At 38.2% G+C, this 21,597-nt stretch carries 16 protein-coding genes and 4 pseudogenes; 18 read left to right on the plus strand and 2 right to left on the minus strand.

What is annotated here, in order from left to right:
- Positions 1–165 (plus strand): annotated as a pseudogene (locus tag ACFINH_RS06655) (integrase); the annotation flags it as partial.
- 335 nt (positions 166–500) lie between these two features.
- On the opposite strand, the pseudogene ACFINH_RS06660 reads toward ACFINH_RS06655, so the two are convergent.
- Positions 501–629: pseudogene (locus ACFINH_RS06660) on the minus strand (hypothetical protein); the annotation flags it as partial.
- Between the two features lie 1,148 nt (positions 630–1,777).
- Positions 1,778–2,503, minus strand: a complete 726-nt coding sequence (locus ACFINH_RS06665) for a thermonuclease family protein (protein ID WP_375632456.1) — start codon at positions 2,501–2,503, stop codon at positions 1,778–1,780.
- 397 nt (positions 2,504–2,900) lie between these two features.
- On the opposite strand from ACFINH_RS06665, the gene ACFINH_RS06670 reads away from it, so the two are divergent.
- The 17 genes and pseudogenes from ACFINH_RS06670 to ACFINH_RS06750 form a co-directional block, all read left to right on the plus strand.
- The gene (locus ACFINH_RS06670; RefSeq protein ID WP_375613587.1) at positions 2,901–3,224 is read left to right on the plus strand and encodes a TrbC/VirB2 family protein; all 324 of its coding nucleotides are present in this window, start codon (positions 2,901–2,903) and stop codon (positions 3,222–3,224) included.
- Positions 3,225–3,533 carry a type IV secretion system protein VirB3 gene (locus ACFINH_RS06675; RefSeq protein WP_273723684.1) on the plus strand — a complete coding sequence of 103 codons (309 nt, stop codon included), beginning with the start codon at positions 3,225–3,227 and terminating at the stop codon, positions 3,531–3,533.
- A gap of 22 nt (positions 3,534–3,555) precedes the next feature.
- The gene (locus tag ACFINH_RS06680; RefSeq protein ID WP_375613568.1) at positions 3,556–5,910 is read left to right on the plus strand and encodes a VirB4 family type IV secretion/conjugal transfer ATPase; all 2,355 of its coding nucleotides are present in this window, start codon (positions 3,556–3,558) and stop codon (positions 5,908–5,910) included.
- Positions 5,907–6,392 carry a type IV secretion system protein VirB5 gene (locus ACFINH_RS06685; protein ID WP_375632457.1) on the plus strand — a complete coding sequence of 162 codons (486 nt, stop codon included), beginning with the start codon at positions 5,907–5,909 and terminating at the stop codon, positions 6,390–6,392. Before ACFINH_RS06680 ends, ACFINH_RS06685 begins: the two co-directional genes overlap by 4 nt.
- Positions 6,379–7,365, plus strand: coding sequence for a type IV secretion system protein (locus ACFINH_RS06690; RefSeq protein WP_375610597.1), 987 nt, complete (start codon positions 6,379–6,381; stop codon positions 7,363–7,365). The genes ACFINH_RS06685 and ACFINH_RS06690 overlap by 14 nt, the downstream gene beginning before the upstream one ends.
- A 210-nt stretch (positions 7,366–7,575) precedes the next feature.
- Positions 7,576–7,878: a type IV secretion system protein VirB7 gene (locus tag ACFINH_RS06695; protein WP_375610598.1), complete on the plus strand. Its 303-nt coding sequence runs from the start codon at positions 7,576–7,578 to the stop codon at positions 7,876–7,878.
- Positions 7,832–8,536 (plus strand): virB8 family protein, encoded by a 705-nt coding sequence (locus ACFINH_RS06700; RefSeq protein WP_375610599.1) that lies wholly within the window; start codon positions 7,832–7,834, stop codon positions 8,534–8,536. Before ACFINH_RS06695 ends, ACFINH_RS06700 begins: the two co-directional genes overlap by 47 nt.
- Complete coding sequence (gene virB9, locus ACFINH_RS06705; RefSeq protein ID WP_375612192.1) at positions 8,533–9,399, plus strand: P-type conjugative transfer protein VirB9; 867 nt, start codon at positions 8,533–8,535, stop codon at positions 9,397–9,399. Before ACFINH_RS06700 ends, virB9 begins: the two co-directional genes overlap by 4 nt.
- A complete protein-coding gene (gene virB10 / locus ACFINH_RS06710) occupies positions 9,392–10,552 on the plus strand; it encodes a type IV secretion system protein VirB10 (RefSeq protein ID WP_375632458.1) in 1,161 nt (386 codons plus the stop codon). The genes virB9 and virB10 overlap by 8 nt, the downstream gene beginning before the upstream one ends.
- Positions 10,549–11,619 (plus strand): P-type DNA transfer ATPase VirB11, encoded by a 1,071-nt coding sequence (gene virB11 / locus ACFINH_RS06715; RefSeq protein ID WP_375632459.1) that lies wholly within the window; start codon positions 10,549–10,551, stop codon positions 11,617–11,619. The genes virB10 and virB11 overlap by 4 nt, the downstream gene beginning before the upstream one ends.
- 107 nt (positions 11,620–11,726) lie before the next feature.
- On the plus strand, positions 11,727–11,900 hold the full coding sequence (locus ACFINH_RS06720) for an antitoxin VbhA family protein (protein ID WP_375632475.1): 174 nt from the start codon (positions 11,727–11,729) through the stop codon (positions 11,898–11,900).
- Between the two features lie 10 nt (positions 11,901–11,910).
- Positions 11,911–13,545 (plus strand): BID domain-containing T4SS effector, encoded by a 1,635-nt coding sequence (locus tag ACFINH_RS06725; protein WP_375632460.1) that lies wholly within the window; start codon positions 11,911–11,913, stop codon positions 13,543–13,545.
- Positions 13,546–13,701: 156 nt separating this feature from the next.
- Complete coding sequence (gene traG / locus ACFINH_RS06730) at positions 13,702–15,618, plus strand: Ti-type conjugative transfer system protein TraG (RefSeq protein WP_375632461.1); 1,917 nt, start codon at positions 13,702–13,704, stop codon at positions 15,616–15,618.
- Between the two features lie 516 nt (positions 15,619–16,134).
- Positions 16,135–17,763, plus strand: coding sequence for a BID domain-containing T4SS effector (locus ACFINH_RS06735; protein WP_375632462.1), 1,629 nt, complete (start codon positions 16,135–16,137; stop codon positions 17,761–17,763).
- A 248-nt stretch (positions 17,764–18,011) separates the two neighbouring features.
- Positions 18,012–18,194 (plus strand): annotated as a pseudogene (locus tag ACFINH_RS06740) (type IV secretory system conjugative DNA transfer family protein); the annotation flags it as partial.
- Positions 18,195–19,388: 1,194 nt separating this feature from the next.
- Positions 19,389–20,987, plus strand: a complete 1,599-nt coding sequence (locus ACFINH_RS06745; RefSeq protein ID WP_375632463.1) for a BID domain-containing T4SS effector — start codon at positions 19,389–19,391, stop codon at positions 20,985–20,987.
- A gap of 310 nt (positions 20,988–21,297) precedes the next feature.
- A pseudogene (locus ACFINH_RS06750) lies at positions 21,298–21,597 on the plus strand (BepD protein); the annotation flags it as partial.

A 21,597-nucleotide genomic window follows, 5' to 3' on the forward strand; every position in this document is an offset into this window, starting at 1 on the left:
AAATTAGCAGCAACACGCGCAGCTAACTCTGGTGCAACAGTATCACAATTGAAAGCACTCTTTGGCTGGACAAATGATGCTATGGCATCTCTTTACACAAAGAGCGCAGACCGTAAAAGGTTAGCTATAGAGGCGATAAAAAAGCTTCAAAAAGATGAGGGATAGAGGCAAAAAAACTCAATAGAATCAAGATTCACCTATTCCCCCATATTAGACATAACTATTTTATTTTACTTGCTTTTTATATACCCTTTACGAACAGCGTCGCAAAATAGGCTTGGATACCTTGAGAGATGTTTCTATAAGACAATACTATCCAGTTCTCTCATGATCATAATCCTCAATCTGATAAAGTTGAAACAAACAATAGGATTGCGAATATGATTTGGGGAGCTCATCTGAAAGATAAAAAATGATAAAAAAAATTCCGCTATAACAATTGAAGAAGCGAGCATTCGTTGAACCGTAACTTCTTTATTTTAGAATTTTTATATCACACTTTACTGTTGAGATGCATGACCACGGTCTGTAACATCAAGCTTTGGCGAGAAAAACATTTCAGTATCTGCTTGTAAAACATTTTGACAGTTTTTAGATTCCTTAACAGCTTGTCCTGAAAGAGAACACTTCGTTCCCCATTCTTCTCTTAATTTTGCATCTTTTTTTAAATCTTCTACGCTATAGGTTTTTCACACCCCACGACGAATAATAGAGTCATGCATAATAAATAATTTTTTTCATTTTACTCCTCTTTAAATACCTTATCTGTTAATATCATCCCCCCAAATGAGGGTTGAATTTTCACACTGTATGAGAATACAGCCTCACTATCACTTGCTTGCTTTCAAAGTGAATACTCTGAGTAAAATAACGCAAGAAGAGCTCACAATAGCCATCGTATGAGTTTGTCATAAAATACAATGAGAAGGGAAAGAGCCCAAACTGAATACAAATGATGAAATCAGAAGACGCATTAATGCTTTTGTCCAACTGATTTCAAATAGTTACATTGCAATAGGCATCGCCCCTAGCCCTATAGAAAACCTATGAGCATTATAATACTTAAATCTCACGATCAATGGACTATGAAGCCATAACAAAAAAGTATGAGCTCTTTTTACCTATTTGTATGTTGATTATTGTTCCTCCATCGAGGACTAAATAGAAACGTTTTGTGATATATAGAAAACAATCAGCAATGCAAATCATTTTACGAAGATTTCTTCGTGTAGAGTCTATTTGAAATCCATCCATCATTTGGAAGTCTGAATTTAAAAGCAGATAATTATGAAAGCTTTTCAAGGAATGCAACAGATTGATCACTTTTAAAGAAGTAAAAAACGTGATCCAATCCTGAAGACAAAATTCTGATGAAAAAACTTTTGCTATGAATTCTTTTAAGGCATTGTGAAAGATTCTATCCGTTATATCAAACGTTACACCATTTTTGGGTCTGTTCATTTTTTACTTTTATCAACACCGCTCTAGAAATCCGTTTCTTGAGCGTTTTTTATCGCCTCACTTTCTCCTTCAAACACAAATACTCAAAAATGCTTTGCCACCAACAATGACATTTTCCCGCTTTTATAAAACACATAAGTAAAAATAGAGAAGCGATTTTGAAAGCAACCCTCCCTTGAAAAGGGAAGTACCATCCATTTACTTCATAAACGAAAATAATCTCACCGTTTATTCAAATTTGCTCTACGATTTGGTACAATTTTATTGATAAAGTTTTCTCTATAAAAATTTAAGTAAATATGTTCATTAAAACCAATCATGGACTAGCAAAGGGATTATAGGATCCATTATCTCGCCGCCATTTTAAAGGTTCAGTGAAATCACTCGACCAAAGACCAATCTTATTGCCACGTGCTTTTTCTTCCGCATGATGATACTGGGCTGGAATAGGATTTTTCTCCTCTTTTGAGAGTACCAACATACCTTCTTTAAGACCTTCCTCAGCTAAATCAACCCCTTGAACAAAACATTGCGCATAATAAACACCATTGTGCATCAAAGCCTGTTTACAGGATAAATCCTGCCCAAGTGTTTTGGTGACAAGCCAAGCCGTTGTAACCGCACCACAGGGCCATTCTTGATCATTTAATCTTGCTTTTTGACGGGGCGCACATGTATCCACACCATAAAGATGAATATCACGGGAGATATGTGAGCGCCAAGATTGTGCAGCAGGCGTCAGTAATTTAAATGTAACCCCACTTGTAACAGAAGCCTTACCATGAAAAACAACAGCATTATTTACAACATCATTTAATGAAACACTCTTCTGCAAATCGAGAGCTGGTTCATTTTTTTCTAATTGCTGTTTGGTGATAGATTTACCCAACTTTTTTTCTTCTCGATAGAGATCGACAATATCTTGGATATCTTGCGTCTCAAATGTTTTAAGAATGCTGAAATCCATTTTATCTTTATATTGGCTTAATCCCCACACCGTAGCCCCCATAATGTAAATAATAATAATCAATTTAAATAGCATCTCTTAACACGCTCGCTCAAAAAATTCGTTTTTTTCCTATCATGTCAGATTATTGATCAGCAATCCCCTTGTTTTTAAAGAAAAAATCCAAATATAAGTGTTGCAGATTAACTACATTTTGTAAAGAATGATATTCTTTCTTTCATTATTTTAATATTGTTATTTTTACCAATATACACAACTTAAAATTGCCATTTTCATGTAACACAATCTCAATTTGAAAAGACTTCTGTCTCTTTACGAAGAAGAGCTTGAGAGTGAACAGATCACGATCAAGGCTTTTAAAACAAACAAACGAGAAGAATTAAACTGTCATCAAATGACAGCACTCTCCAGTTTGTTAGAGGCAATGGAATGTCGACATATGAACAAATATTATTTGTTAAAGAGAGGTAAAATGACAGATAATAGATTCCAAAACATCATTTTTATCGTGACCATGCTGCTTTTTACGGCAGTTTTTGTATCTGATTTTTCTTATGCTGCTTCTTCTACTACTGGTGGAGGTGGTCTGGGAAATCTTGATGGTGTTTTAGGCAACATTGTCACAATGATGACGGGTCCAACGGCAAAGCTTATTGCTATTATATGTGTTGCTGCTGTGGGGATTGGCTGGATGTACGGCTTTATTGATTTACGCAAAGCAGCTTACTGTGTTCTGGGGATTGCTATTGTTTTTGGTGCCCCTGCTCTTGTCGGTAAATTAGCGGGCACAACATAAATGAACGAAGATACTCTTTTCCTTGCCTGTACGCGCCCAGCCATGTTTGCTGGTGTTACAATGGAAGCGATGGCGCTCAATGTCATGGCGACATCCATTCTTTTCATTTTGACCAGTGATTTTACCATGTTTGGTCTTGGGATTGGGATACACTTTATTTTGCGAGAAGTGACAAAGTACGATCACAACCAATTTCGCGTATTATTTGCATGGCTCAATACCCGAGGAAAACAAAAAAACCTCAACCGATGGGGAGGAGGTTCAACCTCCCCTTTACGCCTTATCCGCACTTATAAGGAACTAAGCTGAAGGAACGAAATTGGTGAAACAGATGTCAATAATGAAACGGGAAACTTTGCCTGAAGAATATATTCCCTATATACGCTACATCAACCAACATGTCGTTGCTTTAAATTCACGCTGTTTAATGGTTGTGATGGCTGTTGAGGGTATAAATTTCGACACCGCGGATATTGATCAATTAAATTCTTTACACAACCAATTAAACACCCTTTTAAAAAATATCGCAGACGAACGGCTTGCTTTATATTCTCACATCATCCGCCGCCGTGAAACGATCTACCCAGAAGGTCATTTTCTTTCATCTTTTGCAACAACATTAGATGAAAAATATAAAAAGAAAATGGTTTCGCAAGAACTGTATAGAAATGATCTATTTATTTCACTGGTTTGGAATCCGGCCGCGGATAAAACAGAAAAGCTGGTTTCATTTTTTCAGCGCTTGAGCAAAGCCAAGAAAACACAATCTGAGCCCGATGAGGAAGCTATTCGTAAACTCGAAGAGTTAAGTCAAGATCTTATGCAAGGTTTGGAAGAATATGAAGTCCGTCTGCTATCCATCTATGAACATGAAGGACTTTTATTTGCCGAACAAAGTGAATTTCTCCACCAGCTAGTGGGGGGAAGACGTGAGCGTATTCCTCTCACATTTGGAACTATTGCTTCAACAATTTACTCGGATCGTGTTATTTTTGGGAAAGAAATTATCGAAATTCGCCATGAAAGCAATGAACGCTTTGTGGGCATGTTTGGATGGAAAGAGTATCCTTCTAAAACACGCCCAGGTATGACTGATGGTCTGCTTACGGTGCCATTTGAATTCATCTTAACACAATCCTTTGTCTTTAAAAGTAAGGCAGCCGCCAGTGCGATTATGAGCCGCAAACAAAATCAAATGATCAATGCAGCTGACCGTGCTAGCTCACAAATCGATGCACTGGATGAAGCGCTAGATGATTTAGAATCAAACCGTTTTGTTTTGGGAGAACACCACATTTCTTTAGCTGTTTTTGCTGATCATCCCAAAATATTGTCTGAAAACTTATCAAAAGCACGTTCCCATTTAACCAATGGGGGAGCCGTGATTGCCAGAGAAGATTTAGGATTGGAAGCAGCATGGTGGGCACAGCTTCCTGGAAACTTTAGCTATCGTGCGCGTTCAGGCGCCATTACCAGCAGAAATTTTGCTGCTTTATCGCCCTTCCATTCTTTCCCTGTTGGCAAACTGAACGATAATGTTTGGGGAGCTGCTGTCGCATTGCTAAAAACACAGGCTGGTTCACCTTACTATTTTAATTTTCATTATGGCGATCTTGGAAACACATTTGTTTGTGGTCCATCAGGATCTGGTAAAACAGTGATTGTTAATTTTCTTCTTGCACAATTACAAAAACACAATCCAACTATGGTTTTTTTTGATAAAGATCAAGGAGCAGAGATTTTTGTACGGGCTGGAGGAGGGAAATACAAACCTTTAAAAAATGGGCAGCCCACGGGTATTGCTCCCTTAAAGGGCATGGAATACACCGAAAAAAATAAAATCTTTCTTCGTAATTGGATCTTAAAGCTGGTGACCGCTGAAGGGCAAATCGTAACAGAAGAAGAGCGACAAGATATCGCCAAAGCCATTGATTCCTTGGAAAACTTACCCCCAACCCAGCGCTCTCTTGGTGCCCTTCAACTGTTTTTTGACAACACATCCAAAGAAGGAATTGCCATACGGCTGCAACGCTGGATTAGAGGCAATGATTTAGGATGGGTTTTTGATAATGATCAAGATGATCTCAATTTAAATGCGCAGTTCATTGGCTATGACATGACCGATTTCTTAGATAATGAAGAAATTCGGCGCCCCTTAATGATGTATCTCTTTCACCGCATTCTTGATTTGATTGATGGGCGGCGCATCATTATCGTCGTTGATGAATTCTGGAAAGCTTTAGAAGATGATTCATTTAAAGCTTTTGCGCAAGATCGGCTAAAAACAATTCGTAAACAAAATGGCATGATGCTCTTTGCAACACAAAGCCCTAAAGATGCTTTGAACTCAACAATCGCGCACACAATCATTGAGCAATGCCCCACCCAAATATTTTTTCCAAATCAAAAAGCAAATTACAATGATTATGTCGAAGCTTTCAAACTTACTGAGCGTGAATTTGAACTGATACAGTCAGAGTTAAGCAGAGAATCCCGTCGTTTTCTCATCAAACAAGGACAAAGTTCCGTCGTTGCAGAACTTAACTTACGTGGAATGAATGATGAGATCGCCGTTTTAAGCGGCACAACAAAAAACATTGAACTCATGAATGAAATTATCAACGAATATGGAGCTGCCCCTGACAAATGGCTGCCCATATTTTATCAAAGGAGAAAAAATCAATGAAAAAATATGGCTTAGTTACACTGTTATCTTTTTCTTTTATTTCTCATGCAATAGCGCAAACAACACCCGATGTAGATGAATATTATAAACAAGCACTCGAGAACACACAAAAATTAGATGCTGCAAAATCAGAAACAGCTGAAAACATTTATAAAAGCGCAACTGAAACTGCAAATAAAATCAAAGAAATAAGTCAACAACTTGAAAATATTAAATCAAAACCAGAAACAAAACCTGAAGAATTGCAAACTCTTCGGCAAGATCTTCAAGTAAAACTTTCTCTTCTTCAAGCCGGTCTTCAAGTAAGTTCTTTAAAACTTCAGTCTCTTGATATGATTCAAGCAAGAGATACGAAGACAAAAGATGAGCTACGTGAAGAAAAGGAACAAAAAAAGCATAAATATCTTGAGGCACAATTAAAAGAAAAAGAAAAACAATTAAAAGAAAAACTTGAAAGTACAAGTACAAATGTCAGACTTTAGTTTTTCTCCCTTTGAAAGCGTTTCTGGGTATATTTTAAAACCCCTTGATAATGTGATGGACACGACGGTGAGTGGGCTGTCTTCTGCTATTTCAGCGCCCTTAAATCTCGCCGCAATCATTTTTATCTTTCTTTATGGCTATAATGTTATGACAGGTCGCGTTGCGCTTTCCATGCATAGTCTTCTCAATAATGTTGTTAAAATCGTTGTTGTTACAACAATGGCAACGAATGCGGATACATTTAATACTTATGTCAAGGATATTTTCTTCAATGATTTATCCAATGCTATTGGGAATGCGCTTAACAGTAATCCTGCAAGCTCCAATGTTTTTGATTATATTTTGTTAAAGGCAAGTTCGCGTTATCAAGAAGTCTTATACAATGCTTGGTTTTTTGAAAAGATCATTGTGGGTCTTCTTGGTTCTATCATGCTTCTCGCGGTTATTCTTTTTTGTATAGGTGGTTTTATTGTGCAAATGTTTGCACAAGTTGCACTCGTCATGATTATAGGTCTTGGGCCTCTATTCATTAGTTTGTATTTGTTCAATGCAACGCGAAAATACTCCGATGCATGGATTACAACTTTGATCAATTTTACCATTTTACAAGTTCTTGTAATCATGCTTGGAACCATTATATGTCAAGTTATCCTACAGGTTCTCAAAGTTTCATATGAATCAATTTACGTTCTTTTTCCCCCTGTCATCGTCATTTCGATCATAGGAGTTATTATCTTCCGTGCGCTTCCTGGTATTGCAACAGCGCTGGCCTCTGGCGGACCATACTTTAACGCTGGTGTCTCTTCAGGAGGACAGATTTTTACAATGCTTTCCAATGGTGCAAGAGCGAGTGGCAATGCAGTAAAAAGTGCCACTTCACAAATCTCAGGAGCTGCCGGTAACGCTGTTAGAAGTGCGGCAGGGGCGGCAGCAAAAGCAGGTAAATCTGGAGGCGGTCGTGGTCGATTTTAAGATAAAGCACCTCTTTAAAAGAATAAGCATTTTTGTTTTTGCCTTGTGTGCGCCCTTTGGCGCACACGCCATGATCCTGTTCCAGATAAGATCTAACATCTTGGGTCTAACAACAAAACCAATCAAAATCTTGCATCACATAAACTTGTAAAAATGTTCAGAACAAAGGCTCTCATGCATTGTATTCCAAGATATTTGTGAGTTCAAAAAATGAAACGAAAAATAACTTTTGTTATGGTCCTAACAATCGCTCTTACTGGTTGTGCCTCTTTGAGTGGCCCTAAAAAACCACCACGCTGTAATGGCAAACATACACGCGCTTTAAATAAAGATAAGTGGAATTGGGACAATAAAAACATTGTCTACCCAGAAAAGAGCGTAAAGCCTGTTACCACTCCCATCATTCTCAATACTTTAGAAAGTGAAAAAGTAACAGCCAATTCAGCTTTATTAAAGCCGGTTATTCATGAAGCACGATCTGATAAAACTGTGGAGGTTATGCGTGAAAAGTGATGCCCTTGAAGAATATATAAAAGAAGCGCGCTCATTTGACATTGATCGCATGCATAGCATGCGCGTGCGGATGAAAATCTCCATGGCTTTAACAGTGCTTTTTGGATTGATGACAATTGCGCTGGCTTTAGCTGTCGCAGCTTTGACGCCGTTGAAAACGGTAGAGCCTTTTGTTATCCGCGTTGATAACTCAACAGGCATTATTGATACTGTAAGCGCCCTAAAAGAATCCCCTAACGACTATGATGAAGCGATAACGCGTTATTTTGCCAGCCAATACGTTCGCGCTCGTGAAGGTTTTCAAGCATCAGAAGCAGAAAACAATTTTCGCTTAGTCTCTCTTTTATCTTCTCCAAAAGAACAAAACCGTTTTGCAAAATGGTACGCGGGCAATAATCCAGAAAGTCCGCAAAATATTTATCATAACATGATTGCTACGATCACAATCAAATCAATCTCTTTTATAAGTAAAGATCTTATCCAAGTTCGTTACTATAAAACGATCAGAGACTTGAATGAAAAAGAAAATATTTCCCATTGGATTTCAATCTTAAATTTTTCCTACGTGAACGCACACATTTCAACGTCTGATCGTCTTATCAACCCTCTTGGTTTTCAAGTATCGGAATATAGATCTGATCCAGAGGTGATAAAATGATCAGACTTTTACAAACAATCTCTTTAATTTTTACGATCACTGTCAGCTTTCACACAGCTCTCTCACTTGCGGAAACAGCACCTGTCAGTGCACGTAAAGATAACCGCATCAGATTTGTCAATTATGACCCCTACAACGTCGTACAAATCATTGGCTCCATTCGCTCTTCAGTTCAACTAGAATTTGCCGTTGATGAAGAAGTAACCTATGTAGGAATTGGAAATTCGGTTGCTTGGCAAGTTGCACCGGCTGGACACTTTGTTTTTCTCAAACCACGTGAAGTTCAGCCTGTGACAAATTTACAAATTGTCACAAGCCGCCAAGATGGAACACAACGCTCTTATCAATTCGAGCTACAAGTCCGTGAAGGCGATGTTTCAGCCGGCAATGAGACGTATTTCTTGGTAAAGTTTCGTTATCCAGAAGATGAAGCCTTACGTAAGAAATTAGCCGAAGCAGAAAAAGAAAAACAACGTGAAGAAAACTTTGTCAATGATATTTTAAATATCCATGAAGATTTTGGACCACGCAATTGGGCTTATGAAGCTCAAGGCTCATCTCTTATTGAACCTGCTTCTGTCTATGATAATGGGAAAACAACAACCTTTACCTTTTTAGGCAACATTGAAATCCCTGCCATTTACATTGTATCGCCTGATGGGCAAGAAGCGCTTATTCCCAAATCGATTAAAGGCAACAAGGTTATTGTTCATGCAACAGCTGCACAATTCACGCTACGACGTGGGAATGAAGTATTGTGCATCTTTAACAAAAGGTTCGTACCAAAAGGAATTAATCCTGAAACAGGTACGACATCACCATCTGTACAACGTAAAGTGAACCTAGGAAGCAGCCATGAATAACACCGTGGATGAAAAAAGCATTAATGATCGCGATACAATAAAAAATGCTCAAGGGAAAAGTCAACAGAACAATGTGGGGAAAGCTATTGCTCTTATTATTCTTTTCAGTGTCTGTCTTTATTTAACCTATTCAACACTTGTTACAGACAAAAAGCAACCAATTGAATCTTCAAAAGAAGGAAAAGTTATAAAACAAACAGAGCTTTTTCGTCCTGCAAAGCCTACCCCTCCCCCCTTTGAACAGCCTCAACGAAATAACGCTCTATTACCAAAAGTCGAGCTACCAACGCCAAACATCAATCAATTAAATTCTGATAACTCACTGCTGGAAGCAGCACAACGTGCTCCTGTATTAGCTTATGCAAGTACACAACAAGGCAAAATAGATTCACAAACAAATAATGGTGCTTTGCCTCACCAACTTGAAAGCAAACCTGATGAAACGACACAACGTTTTAATCATCTTCTCAAACCCACAGTGCTTGAAGGTATTCGTGCTTCAACCCTTGGCAATCGAAACTACATCATCGCGATGGGAACTTCTATTCCTTGTATTTTAGAAACAGCCATCAACAGTGATCAACAAGGTTTTGCCAGTTGTATCATCTCCAGAGATATCTTATCAGACAATGGTCGTGTTGTGCTTCTTGATAAAGGCACCCAAATTGTTGGTGAATATCGCGCCGGATTGAAAAAAGGCCAAACACGTCTCTTTGTACTATGGAATAGAGCAAAAACCCCCAATGGTATCATTATATCTTTAGCTTCACCGGCAACGGATGCTTTAGGGCGTTCTGGTATGGATGGAGATATTGATAACCATTGGCTCGAGAGGATTGGGTCTGCGCTTCTTGTCTCACTAATAAAAGATGCAACACACTATGCCAATAAACGTTTATCAAAAAAACAGGAAAAAGAAGAAACTGAAACAATCTCTTCAGGACAAAACATCGCAAACATTCTCGTAGAAAATTACGCCAATATTCCTCCAACATTATCCAAAAACCAAGGGGAAATGGTGAATATCTTTGTTGCCCGCGATTTAGATTTTTCCAGCGTTTATAAATTGAAAGTCATCGAAAACAAAAAACAGATTATCAATCGAGCTGTTTCAAGAAACTTTTACAAAAATTCGGCGGTAACTTTAGAATGAACTCAAACTTACATACCATGAGCGATGAAACCGTTGCGATTGTTCTCACAAAACTTGAACCCATCAGTGCTTTTTTGAAAGATGATAGACTCTTTGAAATTGTTATCAATCGTCCCTATCAAGTCATGACTGAAGGATTTGATGGATGGAAAACAATAGAAGCACCGGGGCTCTCTTTTAATGAGCTTATGGGGATTGCGAAAGTTGTCGCATCCTATTCCAAGCAAAACATATCGGACAAAAACCCAATATTATCTGCAACGCTACCAGGCAATGAGCGTATTCAAATTGTCATTCCGCCCGCTGTCGAAAAAGACACGATTAGTATGACAATTCGTAAACCGTCATCGCAGAGTTTTTCTCTCGAAGAGCTCGCAAATAAAGGCCTCTTCTCGCTATGTGAACGGGTCTCTTTCACGCCCTTGAATGACTATCATTCTCGTTTTAACGAACTCAAAATCATCGAGCATAACTTAGCTCATGCCTACTGTAATAAAGACTTTGTCTCCTTTTTAAATCAAGCTGTAGAATGCCAGAAAAATATTTTAATTGCGGGAAAAACCGGTTCGGGTAAAACAACATTATCAAAAGCATTAATCGCAAAAATCCCTCAAGAAGAGCGTATTATCACCATCGAAGATACACAAGAATTGGTGATACCACACCCTAACCATGTCTCAATGTTCTATTCAAAAGATGGACAAGGCTTAGCCTCCGTTGGCCCCAAAGAGTTGCTTGAATCATCTTTACGGATGCGTCCTGATCGTATTCTGTTGCAAGAACTTCGAGATGGTACAGCCTTTTATTATATCCGCAATGTCAATTCAGGTCATCCAGGCTCCATTACAACGGTTCATGCCTCAACAGCCCTTGCAGCCTTTGAGCAGATGACCCTTTTGGTCAAAGAAAGTGAAGGCGGTGGTGATTTAGAGCGTGATGATATTCGAGGACTGTTGATTTCAATGATTGATATCATCATCCAATGCAAACGGATTGAAGGAAAATTTAAAGTCACAGAAATTTATTACGATCCCTTCAAACAACGAAACATCTTTGGAGGGGACTAAAGGAAGATCACACCGGCTGCCAAAGGCTCTTTTAAAGAAACGATTGCAAATAAAAGGAAAAATGCGTGAAAACCAAAGAAACAGAAAACAGAGAAAATCTTTTATCGATGACAGAAGAAGAATTGAAAAAACGCCGTGAAGCCGTTGAAGCAGCCATCAGCACCCATGCAATAGAGGGAATAGCGCTTCATCCTACAACACTCAAAATTTTAGAAGAATATGCAAAGGGGAATATTTCACTCGAGGAATTTAATACTCTTATGGACAACACGACATTATAAGGAGGCTACAATGCCAAAAGCAAAAGCAAAGACAAAAAATATACAGACAGTTTCTCCTCATCATTATGTCTACCCAAACACCACAACACTCAAAAATAAATATGGAATAAAAGACTTAAAATCCTTTCTGGAGAAATGCTCGCATGATACAGCAGAAGCAATGGTTAATCTGCGTGAAGCCCCCTTACCAGAAAAGTTTGATAGCTCTTATCTATGCTCTATTCATTATAAGTTGTTTAAAAATACCTTTGAATGGGCTGGTCATCTTCGTCATCTCCCCTTTACATTTGAAGATGGCACTACAGCCGCCATGCCCGAAATGAAAAGAACAGGCTGGGAAAATCCTTTTGCACTCGGCGATGAAATCCAAGACGGTTTACAAAAATTAGATCAAACGCTTGCCGAAAAAGATAATTTGCAAGACTTAACGCGTGAGAAATTTAACGCTGAAGCAATAAGCTTATTTAACGCCCTTAACCAACTTCATCCTTTTAGAGAAGGCAATGGACGTACACAACGGGTCTTTTTTGAAAAGCTTGCTCAAGCAGCAGGGCATCAGCTTGATTTTTCACTTGTTACAAAAGAACGCATGATGCTCGCCAGTGTTGCTGTAGCAGAAAATGGTGATCTAGAACCAATGCAACATCTGTTTGAAGATATCTCTAATCCCAATAAAATACTTCTTTTAAAGGAATTCATGAGCAACATGAAAGAACTTGGGCGCAATGTTAATGATCGTCCTGTTATGGTTGCAAAAGAAGGTGAAACTTACACGGGCACCTATAGGGGTGCTGGTTATGATAGCTTTGCTTTCAATGTGAAAGGCGCTTACATCATCGGCAATAAAGAACAACTCACACCAGAACAACTCAAAACATTAAAACCCGGTGACAAATTTACCTTTACAGTCCCAAAAACAAAAGAGCTTGAAAGCATTCTCATTCCAGAAGAGAGATTAGCCCCTTTGACAAAAAATGAAACGGCTCAAATGATTGCTGAAGATTCTTGCGTACACACAAGCTTAAAACAGATCCAGAAATTGGCAAAAATTGTTTATGGTAACGGAAAAATATTAGACAAACAGATGGTAGAGATCATCAAAAATCCAAGCTTAGGCCAGCAGCTCGCCAACCAGATTGAAAGAGCACCGTACTCTATTTCTCATCTTGCCGGTTTCAGTTTATGTGGACTACAAAATCAGGCACGCGCAAACGCTAAAAATCATCTTGAGATGCTCTGCACTGCCGTTGCAAATTTTGCCCATGCAGTGAGACATGCTGGGAAGGAAATTATGCAAGAACATGCAACAGAACAAAGTCGCCTTGCAAAAACAATAGAAATGCCAAGTCAAAGCTTGCAAGACCTCTTCGCCTTGCCAAAAGAATTACAGCAAGAAGCTTTAGCAAAAAATCCTTTATGTCAAAAAGAGCTCAGCAACTTTGTAAAAAAGATCAACACCCGTCTCTCACCAAATGAACATAAAGCAGTTCAAAATAATGATTATGAAACATTGGCTCAAAGCATTGGTGTATCAGAAAATAAAGCCAAACAAATTACACAAATTATTAAGCAAACCAAAGAAGTACACCAGCAAGCACAAGTATGCACAATGCACCGTTCCCAAGCATTTGCTATGGCCTGCTAAGAATAGATAAAACCTTCCTCCTTGATGAGAAAGGCTCATAAACGAAAACTGTTTGGAGCGTTATCTGCACCTTTGCAAAAAAGAAAGAGTGTTAATATCACACACCTAAAAAGAACATTTCGCAGCATATTCTGATAGAATTGAAAGTAAAATATAATGAAATATACCAAAACACAAATGGTACTCATTTTAACCCCTATCGCTTTAGGTGCTTTAACGATATTCCTTGTCCCTCACTTTTTGTTGTTTATAACAAATGGACTAAAAAGCGATCAAATTTATTGGACTCTTCGTTCTGAGCCTTTATTAGTCTTAGCACTAACGGCTGCTGTTTCATTGTTGTATAGTCTCTCGCAAAAACTGCACCTGCGTAAAATGATCACTTTTGTCTCCGTTGTCTTTTTTGGAACAACCGCTCTTTACTATATTGGTGGTGAAATAAAACGTTTAAGTCCCTATGTTGGCCAACAAGGAATAACATGGGGCTATGCTCTTCAATTCATGGACCCCATGGTTGTTTTTGGCATCATCATTGGTGTTTTTTTTTCCATCATTCAATTCGTAACAACCCTTCCCCCTAAAAGTAAGGTCAAGCGTGCAAAAAAAGGTATTTTTGGTGAGGCCGCTTGGATGAATTTAAGAGATGCAGCAAAAATCTTTCCTGCTAATGGGCAAATTGTTGTGGGTGAAAGATACCGTGTTGATCAAGATAATGTGTGCAAAATTCCCTTTGCACCTGGTAATAAAACAACATGGGGAAAGGGTGGAACAGCCCCTTTGCTAACCTTTAATCTTGATTTTGGTTCAACTCATATGATCTTTTTTGCTGGTTCTGGTGGCTATAAAACCACAAGTACAGTAGTTCCTACGTGTTTAACCTATCCAGGATCTATTGTTTGTCTTGATCCTTCAACAGAAGTTGCCCCAATGGTCAAATTTGCGCGTCAAAAGATGGGGAATAGAAATGTCATTGTTCTCGATCCCAATTCATTTTTAACAAAAAATTTTAATGTCATCGATTGGCTTTTAGACGACAGCGTACCACGCACACAACGCGAAGCGAATATTGTAAGCTTTTCCAAGTTGCTCCTTACAGATAAAAAATCAGACAATTCTTCAGCAGAATATTTCTCGACACAAGCCCATAATTTATTAACAGCTCTTCTTGCTCACGTTGTATTTTCTGATGAATATGAAGATAGCGAGCGCAATTTAAAAACGTTGCGTGGCATTCTCTCTCAATCAGAAACAGCTGTTGTTAATCAATTACGCATGATTCAAGAAACAACACCTTCTCCTTTTATTCGTGAAATGGTTGGTATTTTTACAGAAATGGCAGAGCAAACCTTTTCAGGAGTCTATACAACCGCCTCAAAAGACACCCAATGGCTTTCTTTGTCCAATTACGCAGATCTTGTCTGCGGAGATGATTTTTTTTCCTCAGATATTGCAAATGGCAATACAGATGTTTTTCTCAATCTCCCCGCAAGCATTTTAAACAGTTATCCTGCTATTGGACGTGTGATTATTGGCGCCTTTCTCAATGCCATGGTTACAGCAGACGGTAACTATAAAAAGCGTGTTTTATTTGTCTTAGATGAAGTTGATCTTTTAGGCTATATGAATATTTTAGAAGAAGCACGCGACCGTGGACGTAAATACGGTACATCCTTAATGCTCTTCTATCAATCCTCTGGCCAGTTGGTCAATCACTTTGGAGAAGCCGGAGCACGCTCATGGTTTGAAAGCTGCTCCTTTGTCAGCTATGCTGCCATTAAAGATCTCCAAACTGCCAAAGACATTTCAGAACGCTGTGGCCAAATGACCGTTGAAGTAACCGGAACGAACAAATCAAGAGGCTTATCTTTAGGAAAGAGTTCATACAACGTCAATTACCAACAAAGAGCCCTGATTTTACCCCATGAGGTTATTCAAGAAATGCGTCAAGATGAACAAATTATTTTGATGCAAGGACAACCCCCTTTACGTTGTGGTCGAGCGATCTATTTTAGAAGAAAAGAAATGTTAGCCGCAGCTGCAAAAAACCGCTTTGCTCCACAAAAGAAAAACTAAAAAACACCCTCTAATGGAGGCCATGCATCAAAACAAAAACATCAAAGGATAAAAGCAGAGATTCTATCTCATAAAAGCCTATAAAGAAGGAATTCCCGCTTGATACAACAAGAAAAATATGGGGAAAAGTCTTTAAATGATGGTATTATGCCTGTGCTTACCAATGCCAATTTTCTTTATAAAGCACTCTCCTCATCTCCAAATAATAAATACCAATCATATCTATGCCTTGAGAATCCTATCAGGAAACTTTTGAAGGCACCGCTTTTATAGGGAAATTTTTCTACAAAAAAATTAAAAGACAATATGCATGAAAACAACCCAAATGAACCATTCTCTCTCAGTAAAAGAAAAAAGTGCCAAGATAAAGATTGATACACTCAAAAACACCTACGAATTTGAGGGATTTTTTCCTCACCCAAGTCTCAACATCTCAAAACAATATGCGTGGGGGATTTTCAAACAAAAAGTTTAACACACTCTCATAGACAATGTAACATTATAAGGAATGTAACAATGCCCAAAGCAAAAGAAAAAACAAAAGGAATTCCCTCACCCCATAATTATATCTATCTTGGTACCCAAATTCTCAAAAATAGATATGGAGAAACAGATTTAAAACGCTTTCTGGAAAAATGCTCACATGATAGGCAAAAAGCCATGATCAATCTGCGTGCAGAACCCCTGCCAGAATATTTTAATTCAACTTATCTATGCCATATCCACCAACAATTGTTTAAAAATACCTTTGTATGGGCTGGACATCTGCGCCATATCCCCTTCGCATTTACAGACGATAGCATTGCCGCCATGCCAGAAATGAAAAGAATGGAATGGGGCAATAATTTTGCAACCGGTGAAGAAATCCCTGAACTCTTACAAAAATTAGATCAAACGCTTGCCGAAAAAGACAATTTGCAAGGCTTAACACGCGAAGAATTTGTCAAGGAAGCAACGAGTCTATTTTATTCTCTTCACAAAATCCACCCATTCATAGATGGCAATGAGCACACAGAACAAGTCTTTTTTGAAAATCTTGCCAAAGCTGCAGGACATCAGCTTGACTTTTCGCTTGTCACACAAAAACGTATGATGGCTGCCTGTAGCGAAGCAATGCAATATAGCAATACACAACTGTTGAAAGATCTTTTTGAGGATATCTCCAATCCCCCCAAAATACGTCTTTTAAAAGAATTTATGGACCACATAAACAATACGGGACGCAACGTGGATGATCGCCTTGTTATAGCAACAAAGGCAGGAGAAACCTATATAGGAACTTATAAAGGTTGTTATTCAGAAGGTTTTATACTCGATGTGCAAGGAACTTACATCATTGGTAGCAAAGATGATCTCACACCAGAACGATTAAAAACACTAAAACCTGGTGATATCATTACCTTTACCGCCCCCAACAGCAAAGAGCTTGAAAACACGCTTATTCCAAAAGAAACATTAGCGCCTCTCACAAAAAGTGAATGTGCCAAAACAGTTGCGCTAGATAGTTACGTTCTCAAAGCTCAAAAGCAAGTCCGAGCTTACGCAAAAACTGTTTATGGTGACGCAAACGTATTAAACGAACAGATAGAAGAGATTATTAAAAATCCAGAATTAGGCAGACAGTTTGCTAATCAGATTAAACAGGCACCGCACTCTGTTTCTCCTCTTGCAGGTTTTAGTATATGCGGTCTACAAAATCCGGCACGTGTACACGCTCGAAATTATCTTGATGTGCTCTCTCTTGCAATTGAGAATTATGTGTATACTGTAGAAGCTACCTATAATATAGTCACTCGAGACCATAAAATTAAACAAGAACGCCTTGGAAAAGCGGTAGAGAATCCCAGTCAAAACTTGCAAATTATTTTTGCTTTATCACCGGAAAAACAAAGAGAAATCTTGTCTCAATCTCCTCAATTACACCAAGAGCTCCGTACTTTTATAAACAGTTTAGAACATCGTCTCTCATCAAACGAATGTAGTGCGATCACAAACAAAGATTATGAAACACTTGCACAAAGTATTGGTATATCAGAACAGAAAGCACGAGAAATTACCGACATTGTTCAAAAAGCAAGGAACACTCATAGCCAATTCTACACACGCACACAAAATCGTTCAAATACACTTGCTATGGCCAACTAAAAAATATGAAACTTTGTTTTTTTGATTTAAACACCTATGTGAAAGAGATATTTTAATATTCTTATCATACATGCAAAAAACAGACTACTTAAGCGCCCTACCACCAATTTTGCACATAGCATATACACCATATCCAAAGCAATTGGACAGGATAATTGTTAATTCCTTTTAAACGTCATGATTACTACCGACGAAAGTTACAAAAGCCTATTTTATTTGTCTTAGATGGAGTCGATTTTCGTGGTTATATGAATATTTTAAAAAGAGCACTCATTTTACCCCACGAAGTTATCCGAGAAATGCGTCAAAATGAACAAATTATTCTGATGCAAGGCTCCCCTTCGCGATGTGGTTGCGCCATCTATTTCAGAAGGAAAGAAATGTTAGCCGCAGCTGCAAAAAACCGCTTTGCTCCACAAAAGAAAAACTAACTTCCTATTATGAGATCTTGACTATGAAAAGACCAACCACAAAAACAACATACATTTCTATTTTTTTAAAACCCGTTAACAAAAAGTTTTTGACCGCTTCTTCACACATAAGGAAAACATGATAAAAAATCCGTGTTTTTTCCTTTTTGTATTTTGTGTATCGTTTTACCAGTACCCATCGTCTTTACAAGAAAGTCCACCCCCCCCCTCAAATCACCTATAATCAAACCAACATTTCCACTTGAGAACGTCCTGCAAATACATTCCTCCAAAGCTTTTTGTTTATAATTTATCCCCTACAAACAAGCAAAAACATTTCACAACGCTAATCACCAATATCAAGACTTAAAAAAACGGTTGATCTTTGAGACAACAACTCTCAAAACACCTACACTCAAGAACATCGATTTTTCCCAAAAAATATTTAAGATATACATCAAAATGAATAAATCATTCTTATACAAGCTTTTCCCCCTTTACGATATCATAAAGTGTTCTATTTTAATGATAAAGCGCTGAAAAAGGCTTTTCTCCCCAACCAAAGAAAGGGTTTCCTCTCTTATGGATCTTAAAGCAGCGCAATATAATAAGAGCAACAATACAAAAATAAAAAACATTTTGTTGCAAAATACACAAAAGAGATGTTCGTATGGCAAGATATTCATATGGAACAATAAGAAAAGCATAATGGAGAAAAATTTTTGATGACTGCTTTTGCCCATAGATTCACCAATCTGAGAGCTGTGTATGAAAAGTACCAGCACCATCCGCTAACCAAGAGCGATTACACCCGCTATATCCACGCTCCTCATCAAAGCGCTCTTGCAAACAACTTTGTTAAAGGAAAAAAACAATTTTAAGCAACATTTTTCTTTTTGACCTCTTCCTTACACCTCAAAGAACGAAGATTTTACCCAGAGTCAATTTATAGAAAATCCATTTTCTGACTACTTATGGGATTCATATCAGCGTCCTAAATACCAGCATTTTACAGTACAAGATAATAAACAAAGGAAACATCAGAAAAGCTTTTCAAAAGCATCACAAAACGATTGATACATCCCATACACTGGAGGGAAAAGTGCTCCCTCTCATAACAACCAAAATCTCAAAAGAATACGCGAAGGGGAATTTTTCACATGCAGCGTTTAAGACGCTCATCAACCACCACCCTACCTACTTAGGAGAGATTACATGTTAGAGCAAAATTATCTATATAAAGGAACCAAAACACTCAAAAATAAATATGGCATCAAAGACCCTAAAAAACTGTATCAACGCAGTACTCATGACGTCACTAAAGCAGCCGTCAATTTTCGCCATGAACCACCCCCACGAAAATTTGATGCTTCCTATCTAAAATTAATCCACTGGAGCCTCTTCTACAAAACTTTTGAATGGGCGGGCTACACTCGCGATACATCCTTTACATTTGAAGACGGCACCACTGCCCATATGCCGGCGATGCGTCCCAAAGGTTATGAAATTCCTTTTGCTATTGGACCGCAGATTAAAAAAGAACTCACACAACTCGAAAAAACACTTAATGAAAAGAACAATTTAAAAGGTTTATCGCGCCAAGAATTTGCTGAAAGTGCCGCTGATGTTTTTATGGTGCTAGAGCACGCACATCCTTTTAGAAAAGGCAATGGGCGCGTAAATCGAATGTTTATGGAAAAACTTGGACAAGCCGCAGGACATACCATTGACTTTTCTTTCATCACAAAAGGACGCATGACAACAGCTTGTATTGAAGCCATGCAATATGGCAATTCCCAACCGATGAAAGATCTTTTTGAAGATATCACCCATCCACAAAAATCCCTTGTTTTAAAAGAATTCATCTCCCAAATGAGAAACGCTGGACTGGATGAAATTAACGATCGTGTTGTTGTTGCAGCAAAGGAAGATGTAACCTATGAAGGCGTCTTTAGAGGTTTTTCAGCAGAAGGTTTTGTCATGGAAATAGAAGGGGCTTTCGTCGTCGGACACAAAGATGATCTCACCACAGAACTCGTCAAAACATTACAAAACGGTGCCCGCCTCTGCTTTCAAAAAACCAACGTTCAAAGCTTAAAAGAAACACTGATCCCAAAAGAAACTTTAGCCCCTCTTACCCATGAAGAGTTATTTGAAAGGATTTCAAATGACGCTTATGTTGAAGGGAGCCGAAAAGAAATCGAAAATTTATCAAAGACTGTTTATGGTAAAACCCACACCTTAAAGACAACATTAGATATCATAACGGCAGCTCCAAACTTAGGAAATCAGTTTGCCGATGAAACTTTACAAAACCCTCAATCAATTTCTAAATTTGCTGGGAGTAAAATACTTGGCATGAAAAGTTCAAATCGCAGACAAGCCGAACAGGCTGTTCCACAACTCAGCCAAGCCCTTAAAAATTATGGCGCAATAACACAACAAACAAAAGATGCAATTCTAGAGCAACACCAAAGAGAACAAAATCGCCTGAACCACACTGTCGAAAAACCTGGAAAAAATTTACAAAACCTTTTTGCCTTACCAGAAGAACAACAAAGGGAAGCTTTATTCCATTCTCGTTCACTGCGACAAGAACTCCATACCTTTTCACGACAACTACACAATCGTCTATCCTCAGAAGATCGTAAAGCCATACAAGAAAAAGATTATACCAGACTAGCTTGCCTCCTTGGGACATCGGAAAGCAAAGCAAAAGAAATTGCGAATACTGTAAAGAACACCCAAGAAGCACAATGCCAAGCTCGCAGCTTGAAAGTTAGTCGTTCCTCATCGCTGGCTCTTACCGGCTAAAAACGCGTGAACTTTTGCCTTCCAACAGAACTCTTTATACCAATCATTTTATCTCCATTACGCCCACCAATTGTTTTAAAATGTTACAAAAGATAGTCCTAAAAATGAATCCTGTAATCTCCTATAACTTATTGATAATATTTCATAAAAAAACTGTATAAAAAACATAAATGTCCATTACATATCAATATGAATAGCGCGAAGTCTTTGGAGACCATTCAGTTTGATATTCTTCTTTTGTCCTAAAAAATATCAAAAAAGTGGGGAATGCGCCAAAGAGGTTTTCTAAAAATATTGAAAGGAAACAGCCATGAAAAAAAGTCACCCAACTCCTTCTACCAATGTAGAGGAACTAAGACGACAATTTGAACAACAAAATCTAGGAGCTTCTAATATAGGAGACCTCTACGCAAAGGTTAACAAACCACCCAAAGAACAGCGCAACTCACAACAATATACACTTCAACAACCACCAGAAACGATCTATGCTCCCAAAAAGCCACTTGAACAACAAAATCTAGGAGCTTCTAATGTAGGAGACCTCTACGCAAAGGTTAACAAACCACCCAAAGAACAGCGCAACTCACAACAATATACACTTCAACAACCA

Source organism: Bartonella sp. AA74HLJMH, from assembly GCF_042197045.1.
In the GTDB taxonomy this organism is placed as follows: Bacteria; Pseudomonadota; Alphaproteobacteria; order Rhizobiales; family Rhizobiaceae; genus Bartonella.